The 15,118-nt window shown below is 36.1% G+C and carries 14 protein-coding genes, 1 pseudogene and 2 riboswitches; of the genes and pseudogenes, 7 read left to right on the top strand and 8 right to left on the bottom strand.

Annotation, left to right across the window (positions count from 1 at the left end):
* Positions 1-50: 50 nt before the first annotated feature.
* From IEW44_RS10065 to IEW44_RS10035, 7 genes and pseudogenes are all read right to left on the bottom strand, one after another.
* Positions 51-554 (bottom strand): annotated as a pseudogene (locus IEW44_RS10065) (IS3 family transposase); the annotation flags it as partial.
* Between the two features lie 15 nt (positions 555-569).
* A complete protein-coding gene (locus IEW44_RS16130; RefSeq protein ID WP_188614920.1) occupies positions 570-782 on the bottom strand; it encodes an IS3 family transposase in 213 nt (70 codons plus the stop codon).
* A 95-nt stretch (positions 783-877) separates the two neighbouring features.
* On the bottom strand, positions 878-1,222 hold the full coding sequence (locus IEW44_RS10055) for a hypothetical protein (RefSeq protein ID WP_188614919.1): 345 nt from the start codon (positions 1,220-1,222) through the stop codon (positions 878-880).
* A gap of 291 nt (positions 1,223-1,513) precedes the next feature.
* Positions 1,514-2,143 carry a FusB/FusC family EF-G-binding protein gene (locus IEW44_RS10050; RefSeq protein WP_188614918.1) on the bottom strand — a complete coding sequence of 210 codons (630 nt, stop codon included), beginning with the start codon at positions 2,141-2,143 and terminating at the stop codon, positions 1,514-1,516.
* 164 nt (positions 2,144-2,307) lie between these two features.
* Complete coding sequence (locus tag IEW44_RS10045) at positions 2,308-3,018, bottom strand: Fe-S oxidoreductase (protein ID WP_188614917.1); 711 nt, start codon at positions 3,016-3,018, stop codon at positions 2,308-2,310.
* 299 nt (positions 3,019-3,317) lie between these two features.
* Entirely contained in the window at positions 3,318-4,541 is a 1,224-nt protein-coding gene (gene pepT, locus IEW44_RS10040) for a peptidase T (RefSeq protein WP_188615061.1), read from the bottom strand.
* A gap of 39 nt (positions 4,542-4,580) precedes the next feature.
* The gene (locus IEW44_RS10035) at positions 4,581-5,204 is read right to left on the bottom strand and encodes a lysoplasmalogenase (RefSeq protein WP_188614916.1); all 624 of its coding nucleotides are present in this window, start codon (positions 5,202-5,204) and stop codon (positions 4,581-4,583) included.
* Between the two features lie 71 nt (positions 5,205-5,275).
* Here IEW44_RS10035 and IEW44_RS10030 point away from each other — a divergent pair, with 71 nt between their 5' ends.
* The 4 genes from IEW44_RS10030 (at position 5,276) to IEW44_RS10015 (ending at position 10,695) form a co-directional block, all read left to right on the top strand.
* Positions 5,276-6,964, top strand: coding sequence for a hypothetical protein (locus tag IEW44_RS10030; protein ID WP_188614915.1), 1,689 nt, complete (start codon positions 5,276-5,278; stop codon positions 6,962-6,964).
* Positions 6,965-7,179: 215 nt separating this feature from the next.
* Positions 7,180-8,430, top strand: coding sequence for an ATP-binding protein (locus IEW44_RS10025; RefSeq protein WP_188614914.1), 1,251 nt, complete (start codon positions 7,180-7,182; stop codon positions 8,428-8,430).
* A gap of 4 nt (positions 8,431-8,434) precedes the next feature.
* The gene (locus IEW44_RS10020) at positions 8,435-9,322 is read left to right on the top strand and encodes a response regulator (RefSeq protein ID WP_188614913.1); all 888 of its coding nucleotides are present in this window, start codon (positions 8,435-8,437) and stop codon (positions 9,320-9,322) included.
* 101 nt (positions 9,323-9,423) lie between these two features.
* Positions 9,424-10,695, top strand: a complete 1,272-nt coding sequence (locus IEW44_RS10015) for a cation:dicarboxylate symporter family transporter (RefSeq protein WP_188614912.1) — start codon at positions 9,424-9,426, stop codon at positions 10,693-10,695.
* Between the two features lie 40 nt (positions 10,696-10,735).
* On the opposite strand, the gene nfsA is transcribed toward IEW44_RS10015, so the two are convergent.
* Entirely contained in the window at positions 10,736-11,467 is a 732-nt protein-coding gene (gene nfsA / locus IEW44_RS10010) for an oxygen-insensitive NADPH nitroreductase (RefSeq protein WP_188614911.1), read from the bottom strand.
* A 212-nt stretch (positions 11,468-11,679) separates the two neighbouring features.
* Positions 11,680-11,850: riboswitch (M-box (ykoK) riboswitch) on the top strand.
* A 116-nt stretch (positions 11,851-11,966) separates the two neighbouring features.
* Positions 11,967-12,129: riboswitch (M-box (ykoK) riboswitch) on the top strand.
* A 90-nt stretch (positions 12,130-12,219) separates the two neighbouring features.
* On the opposite strand from nfsA, the gene IEW44_RS10005 reads away from it, so the two are divergent.
* The 3 genes from IEW44_RS10005 to IEW44_RS09995 are packed head-to-tail and all read left to right on the top strand — an operon-like array spanning position 12,220 to position 15,037.
* The gene (locus IEW44_RS10005) at positions 12,220-13,110 is read left to right on the top strand and encodes a magnesium transporter CorA family protein (protein WP_188614910.1); all 891 of its coding nucleotides are present in this window, start codon (positions 12,220-12,222) and stop codon (positions 13,108-13,110) included.
* 15 nt (positions 13,111-13,125) lie between these two features.
* Positions 13,126-14,073, top strand: coding sequence for a magnesium transporter CorA family protein (locus tag IEW44_RS10000; RefSeq protein WP_188614909.1), 948 nt, complete (start codon positions 13,126-13,128; stop codon positions 14,071-14,073).
* Between the two features lie 16 nt (positions 14,074-14,089).
* On the top strand, positions 14,090-15,037 hold the full coding sequence (locus IEW44_RS09995) for a magnesium transporter CorA family protein (RefSeq protein WP_188614908.1): 948 nt from the start codon (positions 14,090-14,092) through the stop codon (positions 15,035-15,037).
* Positions 15,038-15,118: the final 81 nt, after the last annotated feature.

Raw genomic sequence — 15,118 nt, 5'->3', positions numbered from 1 at the left:
ACAAAAAAGCATACCGAATTGGTAGTGACCCCTTAAAGTTAGAGTTTTATTTATGCAGCTAATTGGCTGGCGTGAGTTCGGTATTTTACTGGGCTCATGCCGGCCAGTTTTTGTTTAATTCGCTCGTTATTATAATAATCGATGTATTTCTCAATTTTCTTCTGTAACGCTTCGTATGAGATTAATTTCTCCCCGTAATACATTTCTTGTTTGAGTAAGCCAAAGAAGTTCTCCATTACCGCATTGTCTGCACATGTTGCTTTACGAGACATACTTTGGAAAATCTTGTTTTGCTTTAATGTTTTCATCCATTTGCTATGTTGATAATGCCAGCCCTGATCGGAATGAATCGATGTTCGATAATTCGCACGCTCATGAATGATTGGAAGTGCTTGTTTAAGTGAGTCCATCACGAAATCAAGTGTAGGGCGTTTAGACAGACTGAAACTAATAATTTCACTGTAGAATAAATCCATGATTGGGCTTAAATACAATTTTTCATCATTTGTACACTTAAATTCTGTTACGTCAGTCACTCGTTTTTGAAAGGCATTTGGTGTGTTGAAACGTCAGTTTAATCGATTCTTTGCGACTTTTCCAATAGTTCCTTTATACGATTTATAACGAGACTTACGCACGAATTTTTCGCATTTTAAATTCATTTCATTCATGATTCGCTGTACTTTTTTATGATTGATTTTGTGTCCTTGCGCTTTTAATTCCGCATGGATTCGACGATAGCCATACCGACCTTTATGTTTCTCGAAAACCTCTAAAATCAACGTTTTCCAAGCCTGATCTGGATCGTTTTTCTTCAGCTGCTTGATATGATAATGATACGTTGCTTCTGGAATATCGACTTGCTTAAAAATGTCTTTTAATCGGAATCCTTCTTCTTTGAGTTCAATGGCAATCGCTGCTTGTGCTTTTCGAGGAAGGCATCCGGTTTCTCTCGAAAAGCCTTCAACTTTTTTAAATACGCAACCTCCAGACGAAGCAGTTCATTTTCGCGTTCTAACTGCTCCTCACGAGACATTGGTTTTTCTGGTTTAGTAGATATAGCTTTTGGTTTTTTTGACATAGACAGCCGTCCCTTTGCTTTTTCTTGCAGGCCTTCTATTCCTTCTTTTAAAAATTTACTGTTCCAAATTGCGATTAAGCTCGGATTATTCATGTTAAATTGAATCGCTGTATCTTGGTAAGAAGCACCTGTTTGTTTCATAAAGTTTAATACATCTAATTTGAATTGAACAGGATAGTCTTCTTTACCTATTTTCCGTTGTAAACCTTCAACTCCAAAAGCTTTATAAGCCTTTACCTATCTTCTAATTGGCGTTGTAGATGGAATATCCTATTTTTGTGCTAATAATAGATAACCTTGAGTACCCTCCAAATACTCTCGAACAATCTTTAATCTGAATTCTTCGCTATATTTTGCCATAGAAAAACACCCCAAAAGTTAGTTTTTAACTCTAACTTTTGGGGTGCAGCACCATTTCGGTATGCTTTTTTGTTAGGTTTGTGCAATATAAGCAAAAAATTGCAGCATATGTTCTAAATCGCTAATTTGTTCGTTACAAGTATCTGAATCTACACAAATATAATTGGTACGACTCGTGAATTGGTCTACTTGATTCCCTTTTTTAGCTAAAGTAAATTGTGTAACAGTACCATGTTGGTGACACACACTACAAACACCTTTAACATGATTTTTACTGATTACACCTCTTAGTCCACGCAAGTCGCCATGTTCATAAACGATATATCGTCGATTTGTACTTACATCATCCCATGCAATGAAAGAACAACTTTGCCAGTCAACTTGTTCCAATGGTGGATAAGCTAATTTCTTTTCTTTTTTAAATAATGTTTTAATGGTCGCCTTTGTTAAAACAGGAAAAGGTTTAACATAAGAAGCTAATGTATTGACAAACTGTTCTGCTTCTTGTTGATTTTTAAGGTCAATGATGGGCAATAATAACGTGAGTTCTTCTTCTGTCATGGTAATTTTTTGCGCCAAGTCAGCAATAACGACTTCCTGTACAGCCTTTAAAACGGCACCATCATTTGTAGTGTTTTTTGCTTGCGTTATTTTTTTTGCTTGTTGTTTTATAAAATTAAATTGTGCCACATTAATAAACATTTTTTTGCTCCTCTTCTTTAATCATGTTTATGATTGTCTGAAGAGAGTATTTGTAACCGCTCCACAGACAATTAGTGACGTACTAAACACGCATTTGTTATAAATGCTGTCATATGGATGCCTCCTTTACCATTGCGTTATTCAAATAATAGCACTTTTTTATTTTACTTTAAAGGACAGAAGCCACATGCCATTAAACCAGGCATATCTTTAGAAAAACAACAACTCTTTCGTACAGGTACATTAATAAGGGCAGAAGGGCTTTGTCCACCTGTATAATCCGCCCACCAAGATTTATTAGAGAATAATGCCCATGTTTCTGAGGCTTCTAATATCTCAATATCCGCCATTGCTTGGTCAGCTAAACCGGGGTTTTCTAGTAATACATGATAATGCCAAAGTAAATAACCGAAAAAATTCTCCCAAATCGTAAGTGGAGAAATACTTGTCACCTTTCGTAATTGTTGTACAAAAATGTGACCTTGTTTATATAAAATAGATTGGATAACGGATTCTCTCTCATCATCGTCAACATAACGCCAATCATTAGGATTTACAAACATACTAACCGTGTGATTGCCAAACTCCTCTGTTGCATCAAAGCGTATGTCCTCGAACTTGCCATCCCATATTTCATCATAAGCGGCTAACATATAAAATTGCATAGCAAAAAACATGCCATAACGTCTTGCAAAGTGGGAAACTGCCGCCGCTTCAGTAGGCGCATTTGTTAAGCCCATAAGGAGATTGCGAAAATCGGTTAAATAAAAGTCTTGTTCTAAATTAGCCAGTGTAAATAAAACACGTTTAGGTTCAGTCGTATAAATACTGTAACTATTGAGTTGACGTACTTGGTCCATCGTTAAAGCAGGCATAAAAATCACTCCTTTTAAAAAAATTATAGGAAAACAGTTGACATTTTAATTGATAACAATTATCATTATCATTGTAAAGATTAATCCTCACTTACAAAACGAGTGTAATGAGGTTGAACTTTAGCTACTTTTCTCCAGAAGTTTGCTAGTTCATGAAACGCTCCTAAACCCCCCTCATATTTAGGAAGTGTATCACATGCAGAAAGCCTGCCTTGTTCTATAGAGCAAGGCAGCTTTTTTATGAATAAAAATAAAAGAATAACGCATTGGCGCTATTCTCTTATGTGTGGTCATCAAACTTAACGAGCTTCAAACATTTGAACAATCTCTAAAATGACTTGTGTGGCTTTTTCCATCGTTTCAGCACTTACATATTCAAACTTTCCGTGCATATTTTCGCCACCAGCAAAAATATTTGGTGTTGGTAATCCCATATAAGATAATTGAGAGCCGTCTGTACCACCGCGAATCGGCATAGTAATAGGTTCAATACCCAGCTTCTTCATAGCCTCACTTGCAATATCTACAATCTCTTTTACAGGTAAAATCTTCTCACCCATATTATAATATTGGTCTTCTATCGCAATTTGAATGGCCTGTTCGCCATGTTTAGTTTGCATTTGTTGAACAACCGTTTGCATTAATTTTTTCTTATCTTCAAATTTTTCTCTATCATGGTCACGAATGATGTAAGAAAGCTCGGCATGTTCAATTTGACCAGAGAAGTCCATTAAATGAATAAAGCCTTCATAACCTTCTGTTTTTTCAGGTACAGCATCTTTTGGCATCGCATTTTGAAACTCGATAGCTAATGTAATAGCATTGACCATTTTATCTTTAGCCGAGCCAGGGTGTACACTTGTGCCTGTCGTTGTAACTACTGCACCAGCCGCATTAAAACTCTCATACTGTAGTTCGCCTAAAGGGCCACCATCCATCGTATAAGCATAATCAGCATTAAATTTTTCGACATCAAATTTATGTGGGCCTCTACCAATTTCTTCATCTGGTGTGAAAGCTACACGTAATTCTCCATGTTTAATCTCAGGATGTTGTACTAAGTATTCCATAGCAGTCATAATTTCAGCAATTCCAGCTTTATCATCTGCACCTAATAATGTTGTGCCATCCGTTGTAATTAATGTTTGGCCAATGTAATTTTTAAGTTCAGGAAATTCGGTTGTTGACATTGTCAGTGAATCATTTAATACAATATCTTTGCCATCATAATGATCAATGCGCTGTGGTTTTACATGTGTACCTGTGAAATCAGGTGTGGTATCAACATGCGCTAGAAAGCCAATAGTAGGTACATCTTTTGTAGTATTGCTAGCTAATGTAGCAAATAAATAGCCGTTTTCATCTAGTGTGATATTAGTCAAACCAATTTCTTTAAGTTCATCTTGTAAAACATGTAATAAATCAAACTGTTTTGGGGTAGATGGTGTAGTATCACTTTTAAAATCAGATTGTGTATCAATCTTTGTATAACGAATTAAACGTTCAATTACTTTTTCTTTCATCATAACTGATGCCTCCTCATGAATGTCGATACTATTGTATCACTTTTTAGTATTGGCTGAATATTGCGAAAGGCTTAAAACAAATAAAAGCTGTGCACTATAATACGTAAACATCACAATAATATGAGCCATATCTAAAGAAATAATAAAGCGATCAATAGATAAAACAGAATCCGATATAATAAATAATAACGCTGCACGAATAGCCAATGAATTACCTGTTCTAAAAGCAATGAGCCCCATCGTTAAAATGACACTAATGTAACCGACTATAGCAATAGCTAGTATGGTGTCCCCTCGCTGATAAACAGCAAAGGCTATAAAATAAATCATCAACAATGCGTGCCCTGTAATAAGTAATGTTATCCATATAGGGCGACTATTTTTAGCCGTTGACAAGAAAGCGATAATGTAGGCAATATGCCCACTTAAAAAGAACAATAAGCCAATAATAAACCATTGCAAAGTAAAGTCACCAACCATACAAAGTATCAAGCCAATAATAAGCCAAGTACGGTAATTTGATTTAGCTATTGGCAGACGCACAGCATAAATGATAAGCAATAACATCGGGATTATTTTAACCACATATATGAGTGAGTCTGGAATAAATGAAAAGCCAAAAATATAAAATAGGCCAATTATAACGGCGAGTACTAACATGAAAAATACCTCCTAAAGTGAAACTTAATTCAATGTGTTGCGTAAATAACAAGAAGAGAGGATGACATAAAATGATCTTTTTTATAACATCAGCAGTTGTTGCACTAGTAGCAAGTATATTACTTGTGCCAATGGCTAGTAAACGTAAAGATGGTACAGGCCCTAGTATGAATGCTAAAGTAAAAGTATTTATTGGTGCTTTTATTTTAATTTTAATGACAACGATGATTGTTGTATATGTAACAAAAATGGATATGAACTGGTTAGCCTTTGCGCCAGCGATTGTTGTGCTAGCCTTATTAGGTGCCATTTTTGCAATGGGTACAGAGAGAAAGGTAAAAGGGGCTATTTTTTTAGTTAGTTTATTGGCATGTGCGTATTTATTTGCTGCTCCTTTATTAAATGCCAATGATAAATTTAAATCGGCTGAGATGAAAGAAAAGGTAGAGTTAACACCATTTGATGAAACGAAAAAACCAGCAAGTGTACCACCAAAGTTTGTGCGTAATAAAATGAAAAAAGCGTTCGGACAAGTACCTGATGCAAGTTATTATGAATTAGGTAGTTTACAAATTCAAAAAGTAGCTGGTGATTATGTATATGTAGCACCAGTGGAATTTACAGGCTTTTTCCGCTGGATGAAGGGCGACACAACACCAGGTTATTTTATGATGAGTGCTACAGATTCTACAGCTAACCCTAAATTTATTAAACAAGAGATGCGCTATATCCCATCTGCATATTTAAATAAAAATTTAACGCGTCATATGCGCTTAAATCACCCTAAGATGATATTCTATGGCAAACCACAAATGGAAGTAAATGATGATGGTAAACCTTATTACATTCGCTCATACGGGAAATATATTAGTGCTCGTGACGGCTTTGACGTCAAAGGTTTAATTATGGTAGATGCGCAGTCAGGTAAGATTGAGCAGTACGCATTAAAAGATGTACCTAAGTGGGTGGATGGTGCAATTGCGCCAGAGGTAGTAAGCTTGCAAAATAGCTATTACGGAAATTATATTCATGGCTTCTGGAACTCCGTTATGAGTAAAAAAGATGTTAAATTACCATCAGATGAAGGGACAGAAGCTAACGTTAGTCCTGTCTTTGATGAGAATGGTGATATGTATTACTTTACCGACTTCACCAGCCCGAAAAAAGGCGTGGATTCTATGTTAGGTTATTCATTAACGAATGCTCAAACAGGTGAAGCCACCTACTATACAGGTGATTTATCAGAGTCATATATGGACTCACAAGGTGCGTTGCAAATCATTGAAAAGAAATTTATCGAGAAAAAGTGGAAAGGTCAAATGCCAATTCTTTATAATTTCTATGGAGAGGCAAGTTGGCTAACTCCTGTGTTAGATGCCAATGGTTTCTTACAAAATTATTTCATCGTATCTGCAGCTAACCCAGAAATTTCTGTGTTCGCTACTACACCACAAGAGGCTTTAAAACTCTATAAAGTGGCACTTACTAGAGGCGGCTCTACAGTAGAAAATGTAGCAGATGCAGAGGAGAAAAAAGTAACAGGTAAAGTGCAACGTGTGTATAAAGAGCGTATTGGCGATTATACGATGGTAAACATTTTACTAGATAATGGTCAAAACTTTATTGTGAGCACAGAGGCTGAACCATTAGCTATTTATATTGAAGTGGCAGATGAGTTAGCGATTACGTATGGCGACACAGGCGAGCAATTCTTACCGATTAAAGAGGTCGAACTTAAAGGTCTTAAAATCAAAGAATAAAATAAGTGGTAAAGGGAAAATAATCGCTCCCTTTACCACTTTTCTATTTTCATATCAAGCCTCGTAGTCTATGCTTCATAAAGAGTTGTTGTAGCATAGCGAAGATAGTGGCTCAGTTAATAAAGTTTGATTCATATGACGACATTTTTTATATGCTTCTCGACCGTGTAGTAATGTTAAAATAATGAATAAGCAGGAGAGAAAGAGGCGATGATATGCCACGTTCATTACAATTATCCCATAATAAATATGAATGGCTATGGGTATTTATTATTGCAACCTTAACAGCAATTAGCAGTGAGATAAAATTATTACCTTTTGAACATATTAGTTTTCGTTTTGGTTTAGGTAGTATTGTTTTTTTGTTATTATTATTAATTCGACCCACATCCCACATTGTACGCACAGGTGTTGTAACAGGCGTAGTTGTTGTATTAACACGCACATTAATTGATATTGGTTTCCATCGTGATACCTTTTTAAGTAGCCTATACGAAAATACACCTGTGCTTATTTTTTACACAGTTTATAGTATCGGCTATCGGTTTTTAAAGTTAGATCAACAGCGAGAGCGGGCTATTATATTAGGGGTGCTAGCTGTTGCCGTTGAAGTGACTGCAAACAGTAGTGAACAATTGTTACGTTACGCATTTTTGCATACTACAATTGATTATACGGGTTGGCTTCTTATTATTGGTGTGGCTTGTTTTAGGAGCTTTTTTGTTGTGGGTATTTATTATTCAATTGCACAAGCTTACAGCCAACGTCAACTGACAGCTGACTTAACAGTAAACTCGACTATGTATATGGAAGCGTTTTATTTGCAAAAAATGATGGATCAAATTGAAAAAGTAATGGCGCAAAGTTATAGCTTATATCGGCAATTAAAAACAGAAGAGCATCAAAGTTACACATCAGCTCTACATATTGCCCAAGAAATTCATGAGGTAAAGAAGGATTCTCAACGTATTTATGCAAGTTTGAATAATTTAACAACCCATCATAGTTATGAAGCACAGTTATCTCAACTTGTACAACATGTGAGAGTGAGTAATGAAAATTACGCGTTACATTTACAAAAGAATATTATAATTCAAGTGGACCAACTAACAGATTATGCGGTGAAAGAGCAATTAGTCATTTTAACGATTCTAAATAACTTAGTAGCCAATGCTGTAGAAGCAATGACGCGAGGGGTTATTACGATACAAGTGAAAGAGCAAGGGTTGAATACGTGGTTTATCGTTACGGATGAGGGTATGGGTGTGGCTACAGAGGATGCAACGATTATTTTTGAGCCAGGATTTACAACGAAGTATAATCAAGCAGGCGTTGCAGCTACAGGTATTGGGCTGTCTCACGTGCGAGATTTAGTTCATCAATTACAAGGAGTGATTACTTGTGAAAGCACGGGGCAGGGCGCTTGTTTCCGTGTAAAAGTACCAACTAAGAAACTACAGGGGTGAGAATATGCGTTATTTTATAGTAGATGATGACATTGTGAGCAGACGAATGTTAAGTCAAATTATTATTGATAGTGATTTAGGTGTAATTGTAGGAGAGGCTGAAGACGGGGAATCAGCTGTAGCACCTATTTTATTAAGTCATCCAGACTTTGTTTTGATTGATTTATTAATGCCAAAACAAGATGGCATTGTCACAATTGATCAATTAAGAAAAGCTAACTTTAAAGGGCATTTTGTTATGATCTCACAAGTCGTGAATAAAGATATGATTAGCGAGGCGTATCAACAAGATGTGGAGTTTTTTATTCATAAACCGATTAATAAAATAGAAGTAACAAATGTGTTGAAAAAGACAGCAGAGCGCTTTCTTTTAAAGCAATCTTTATTAACTATCAAAAAATCATTAGTGCATATTGAAAAAGAGGCGGTTGAAGAGCAACAGCGTACCGTTAAAGATATTGTATTGTCTATTTTAAATGATTTAGGGATTGTAGGCGAGTCAGGGAGTGAAGATATTGTAGCCATCATCGAACTGCTTACCCAGCAAAATGATGTGCTAAAACAATTACCACCACTCAAAGATTTATATGAGAAATTAGCATCGCAAACTAAGTTTACAGCCCTCGATATTATGAAAGAAACAAAAGCAATTGAACAGAGAATACGCCGTGCTATTATTACAGCTATGCATAATATTGCGATTATGGGAGCTGTAGATTATGCCAGTCAAGAGTTTGAGTATTATGCCCCTCGTTATTTTGAATTTGCTGAAATCAGGTTATGTATGAAGGCGATTCAAGATGAAAAGCCCATGCCTAAAAAGATAAAAGTGAATATAAAGCGTTTTTTACAAGTGTTACTGGTGGAAACTAACGAAAAATATTATCAATAAAATTTTAAAAAATAATGTAGGATTTTGTCGGAATTGATAAGTCACCTTCTACAATGATAACAAGTTTTTTGAAAACGATATCATTGTAGGGGGGAGTAAGCTTGAAAAAGAAAAAAATAAGCTTAGCTTATCAAATTTTAATTGGTTTAGTGCTCGGTATTATTGTAGGAGCTATTTTTTATGGTAACCCTAACGTAGAGAAGTATTTACAACCAATTGGCACAATATTTTTAAATTTGATTAAAATGATTGTTGTTCCGATTATTATATCTACACTAATTCTAGGTGTAGCAGGCACAGGTGATATGAAGCAGCTAGGTCGCCTAGGGACAAAAACCATCATTTATTTTGAGGTTGTTACAACAATTGCCATCGTCTTTGGTTTATTAGCAGCTAACCTTGCTAAACCAGGTGTTGGTGTAAATATGAATGACATTACACAAACAGATATTTCAACATATGTGGAAACGACAAAGGATGTTGAAAGCTCAGGGTTTGGTGATACGATTGTTAGCATTGTGCCAACGAATATTATCGACGCTATGGCACAAGGGGATATGTTAGCTATTATTTTCTTCTCTGTATTATTTGGCTTAGGGGTAGCAGCCATTGGAGAGCGTGGGCAACCTGTACTTCAGTTTTTTTCAGGTGTAGCTGATGCGATGTTTTGGGTAACTAATACGGTAATGAAGTTCGCGCCATTTGGTGTGTTTGCTTTAATTGGTATTACTGTGTCAAAATTTGGTTTAAGCTCTTTAGTTGCGCTAGGGAAATTAGCGATATTAGTATATGTTTGTATGTTTTTATTTGTCATTATTGTACTAGGGTTAATCGCAAAATATGTAGGGACAAGTATTTTTACATTGGTAAAGATTTTAAAAGAAGAACTGATTCTAGCCTATTCAACGTCAAGTTCGGAAACCGTTTTGCCTAAAATTATGCAAAAGATGGAGCGTTTCGGTGTGCCAAAAGACATTGTCTCCTTCGTTGTACCAACAGGTTATTCCTTTAATTTAGATGGTTCGACATTATACCAAGCAATAGCCGCTATTTTCATTGCTCAAATGTATGATATTCCATTAACAATAGGTCAACAAATTACATTAGTGTTAGTATTAATGATTACTTCAAAAGGGATTGCGGGTGTACCAGGTGTGTCTTTCGTTGTATTGTTAGCAACGTTAGGTTCTGTTGGTATTCCAGTTGAAGGTTTAGCGTTCATTGCTGGTATTGACCGTATACTTGATATGGCTCGTACGGCGGTCAATGTGATGGGTAACTCATTAGCAACGATTGTTATTGCGAAATGGGAAGGTAGATTTGATGAACAAGCAGCCGCAACCTATTTTGACCAACCTGTGAAAGAAGCATAATAAATAAAAATCGCACGCATCTGTTATGCGCGCGATTTTTTTATTGCCAAGTAAAGCCTTTTTTTTGTAAAAATTCTTTTATATGTGGACGACGTTGCTCTACTAAAAAATCAGCCATTTGTTTTGTCCAATTATCAATTTTACGATTAGAAGAACGGCTGTTATAATACGTTTCCATCGTTTTATTATAAGCGTTTAAATCTTCTTCATAGTGACTTGCATCGTAGGTGTTTTCGTGAAGAATTGTGCTAATAGGTAGGCGTGGTTTCACTTCATTACGTCTTGCTGGTACCCCAATGGTTAGACCAAATAACGGAAAGACATGGTCAGGTAATTGTAATAATTCACTAATTTCCTCAGGTTTGTTACGCACTCCTCCAATATAACAAATTCCGTATCCTTCACTCTCTGCCGCTACTACGAAGTTTTGTGCGAAAAGACCAACATCAGCAACCCCAACAAGTACATTTTCTGCTGAATCAGCCACAATATCTACACCTTCAAGCTGCCCTGCTACTTGTAGTCGTTTAAAGTCTACACAAAATACGAAGGCTGCACCAGATGTTTCAAATTGTCGAGGGTTATTAGAGAGTAAGCCTAATTGTTCTTTCTTTTTTTCATCTGTTACCCACACTACACTATAAGCTTGTACAAAATGTGAAGTAGCTGCCATTTGTGCTGTAGTGATTAAATCGACTACCTTGTCTTTACTCAATTGCACGCCATCATAAATGCGTACAGATGAGTGGTTACGTAAAAGTTCTTTTACCATCTTTAATCCATCCCTTCAAATGCATTCTCCCTCATTTTAGTATAAAAGTTGAGGTGTTGAAAGCGACTTGTCTAAATTTATTTTAAATTTGTCAAACATTGTTATGACAAGGTTTGCTCCCTGATCTGTGCCATAAAATAAAAATATATGGTTGACAGTTAAAAAAGAGTGGCGTATAACTAGAGTTGTTGAACGGCAAGAAAAAAATGATACAGATTCCTCGTTAGGTGAGGCTCCTATATGGAGACATGCTGCTGCCCAGAAATGTCCAAAGACGCCAATGGGTCAACAGGAACCATCGACATAAGGTGGTTTTTAATGTAGCTGGATATTAGATATATCCTATGTCATATAGTGCTAAAGCTCTACGAAAGAGGCTTAATTTACTATGGCTTATGTTATTCATAAGTATTTATTTAGTGATGTCCATTAAGCATTCCTCTTTGTAGAGAGGGATGCTTTTTATTTTTTGCCAAAACGATACAAAATATATGCACACTTAAACACTTGTTAGGTGAGGCTCCTATATGAAGATAAGCTGCTGCCCAGAAATGTCCAGAGACGCCAATGGGTCAACAGGAATCATCGAGCTAAGGTGATTTTTAATGTAGCTGGAATTATCCTATGTCATATAGTGCTAAAACTCTACGAAGGGGGTTTATTTAGGCGTTTTTTCGATGCGCTTTTATCACACTCCTCTTTGTAGAGGGGTGTTTTTTTGTACCATGTTTTATACAAAAGGAGGTGTTACGATGTTGACGATAACAAGGTCGCGTAGTAAAACAAGTGAGATTAATCATGAACATGTGTTACTCATGCAACCAACAGATCAAGAAGTAAAAAATGTAAAGGTGAAGCATCATGTGCCACCATCTTTTTTACAAGCGGCATTACAAAAAAATGCCTTGCCAAGTGTGAAATTACGTGGTGATGCTTTAATGATGATTGTACAAGCCCCAATCGCAACAGAAAAGAAGAAGGGCATTGCTTACGATAGTATAGCAATTGGCATTTATTTAGCCCCCACTTATACTGTAACCATTTGTGCTTCAACGCACCCTATACTGTCAATGACTACAACATTTTCACATGAGTATGTGTTGGCGTTATTACAACTCATAGCCATGCACACCATTGATGCGCTATATGAGATTGATATGCGTGTAACTGAAACAGAAAATAAACTAAAGACAGCAATTCACAACAAGCAAATGTTTAATTTGATGGCGTATAATCGCAGTTTGACGATGATGGCTCGCACAGCAAAAGCCAATCAAATGATGGTGCATAAATTGGTCTATGAGTTACATACTTGGTTAGATGGTGAAGAAGATCAACAATTGCTAGATATTGAGGTGGCGTTAAATCAAGCAGCAAATATGGCACAAGTATACAACATCAATTTAGGCGGATTAATGGATGCCTATTCAGCGATGATTGAAAATAATTTAAGTATAAGTGTACAACGATTAACGGTTTACATTTTAATGGCAGCTGTGCCTTTAGGAGCAGCTGGTATTTACGGTATGAATACGCCTTTACCGTTCCAAGATGCGCCGTATGCTTTAACGATAATTATGTTCATCTGTGTTGTGATGATTGTCTTATCAGGTTTTATTTTACGTAAAAAACAAATCATTTAGGAAAGAGGAAAAGCTGTGCAGACGATATACTACAGCCCTGAGCAAGGGCAATTAAAGCAAGCATCTCGCATTGTGCATAATGCCTTAATATACATGGTAAATCCTACATCACAAGAAATTGCCCAAACAGCGAAGGATTTAAAGATTCCGGCAAAATTTTTCCGTGATGTACTGGATGTCAATGAACGTCCACGGATTACACGTGAGCAAGAAGCATTATTAATGATTTTAAATATGCCAACTAAAACAAAGCACAATGTATTAGAGGCTTTGCCTTATCAAACGATACCATTTGGCATTATCCATGTTAAAGATCACATGGTAGTAGTAGCAAAAGAAGAAGTCCCTATGTTTGCGTCATTAATCAAAGGAACGTATGGCGATTTTGATACTCATATGAAAACACGCATGACGTTATTTTTATTTGAGGGTGTTGCTATAGCTTATGAACAAACATTAATGACCATTACACAACAAGTAGGTAGACTCCAACATAAGTTGAAAAAAGCCTATCGTAACAATGAGTTATTTGGCTTAATTAACTTGAATAAAAGTTTAGTCTATTTTTCAACATCATTAGGGGCTATGCAAATGGTTTTTGAACGCTTACTTAATGGGCGTGATATTAAACTATATGATGAAGATGCGCGCATGTTACAAAGTGCCTTACTAGATATTAAACAAGCAAAAGCTGTAACCGAATTACGAAGAGAAAGCCTCAGTAATCTCATGGATGCCTATGCTGTGGTAATCCATAATAATTTAAATTCTATTTTGAAAATTTTGACTACTTTAACGATCGTTCTCGTCATTCCAACAATGATGGGCAGTATTTTTTCTATGAACGTAGCATTGCCATATGAAACAGAGTGGATTTCCACAATTGTAGTTGGCATTTTAATGGTGCTTATTGTTGCCGTGCTAATGGCATTGTTTAAAAAGAAACGATTTTTAACTATTTAAGGAAGGGGCGTTCCCATTGTTAACGTATTTTAAAGAAGAACCAGGTATCGGCTTAGCACCTACCTCTCAAATGAATAGTAGCTCATGGGTACAATTAACAGCACCAACAAAGAGTGAAGTTGCAAAGATAACGAAAGCATATCATTTACCAGCGCATTTTTTACAAGATGCCCTAGACCCTCATGAAAGAGCAAGGATTGAAGAACATAAAGGAAATAGCCTTATTATTGTTCATATCCCTTATGAAGACGATGTGGTAGAAGATTTATCTAAAGAGGTACGCTACAAAACTATACCACTTGGCATCATTCAAAATGAGCAGCAATTTATTACAGTATGTCAAAAGGATACCTCCTTTTTATATGAGTCGCTCGCTAAAGAGGCTTTGCTCTGGCAAAATGGTGGCCCAACACGCAATACATTAAATGTCATTAAGTCCGTTGCTCATGCTTACGTGGCATTTTTAGAAGAAATTGAAGAAGCGATTCAACATACAGAGAAACAACTTGCAGCATCCTATCAAAATAAAGAGTTGTATACCTTATTAAATCTCAACGAAAGTTTATTGCACATGACAACATCGTTAAAGCAGATGAAGTCAATGACAGAGAAGATGGTGTATGGGAAATATTTTCCATTACAAGACCATGATGAAGATGTAGTAGAAGACGCGATGATTGAATTAGATCAAGCGCATGCTATTGCAGAGATTAGTCAATTAAATTTAAATAACGTGATGGATGCTTATGGGAATGTTATCCAAAATAATGTGAGCCATATTGTGAAATTTTTAACAGCGGCAGCTATTGTATTATCTGTGCCCACATTAGTAGCGAGTATTTATGGCATGAATGTACCTTTACCCTTCCAAGACGAGCCTTATGCTTTTACAGCATTAATCGTTATTATGGTGAGTTTAAGTGCTGCCTTTACGTATGTATTTTATAAAAAACGTTACTTTTAATTCATTAAATTAGAGATTGTGTGGTGATGGGAATTGGATAGTTCCCCTGAGAGTCATAGGAGTAAGCAAGGAAATATTCAC

The sequence above is a fragment of the Lysinibacillus alkalisoli genome, assembly GCF_014643595.1.
Classification (GTDB): Bacteria; Bacillota; Bacilli; order Bacillales_A; family Planococcaceae; genus Metalysinibacillus; species Metalysinibacillus alkalisoli.
This window is presented reverse-complemented; position numbering and strand designations above follow the sequence as displayed.

Coding starts and splice junctions, on each gene's coding strand:
- IEW44_RS10055 (WP_188614919.1), bottom strand. CDS start 1,222: ATGAAACAAACAGGTGCTTCTTACCAAGATACAGCGATTCAATTTAAC.
- IEW44_RS10050 (WP_188614918.1), bottom strand. CDS start 2,143: ATGTTTATTAATGTGGCACAATTTAATTTTATAAAACAACAAGCAAAA.
- IEW44_RS10045 (WP_188614917.1), bottom strand. CDS start 3,018: ATGCCTGCTTTAACGATGGACCAAGTACGTCAACTCAATAGTTACAGT.
- pepT (WP_188615061.1), bottom strand. CDS start 4,541: ATGAAAGAAAAAGTAATTGAACGTTTAATTCGTTATACAAAGATTGAT.
- IEW44_RS10035 (WP_188614916.1), bottom strand. CDS start 5,204: ATGTTAGTACTCGCCGTTATAATTGGCCTATTTTATATTTTTGGCTTT.
- IEW44_RS10030 (WP_188614915.1), top strand. CDS start 5,276: ATGATCTTTTTTATAACATCAGCAGTTGTTGCACTAGTAGCAAGTATA.
- IEW44_RS10025 (WP_188614914.1), top strand. CDS start 7,180: ATGCCACGTTCATTACAATTATCCCATAATAAATATGAATGGCTATGG.
- IEW44_RS10020 (WP_188614913.1), top strand. CDS start 8,435: ATGCGTTATTTTATAGTAGATGATGACATTGTGAGCAGACGAATGTTA.
- nfsA (WP_188614911.1), bottom strand. CDS start 11,467: ATGGTAAAAGAACTTTTACGTAACCACTCATCTGTACGCATTTATGAT.
- IEW44_RS10005 (WP_188614910.1), top strand. CDS start 12,220: ATGTTGACGATAACAAGGTCGCGTAGTAAAACAAGTGAGATTAATCAT.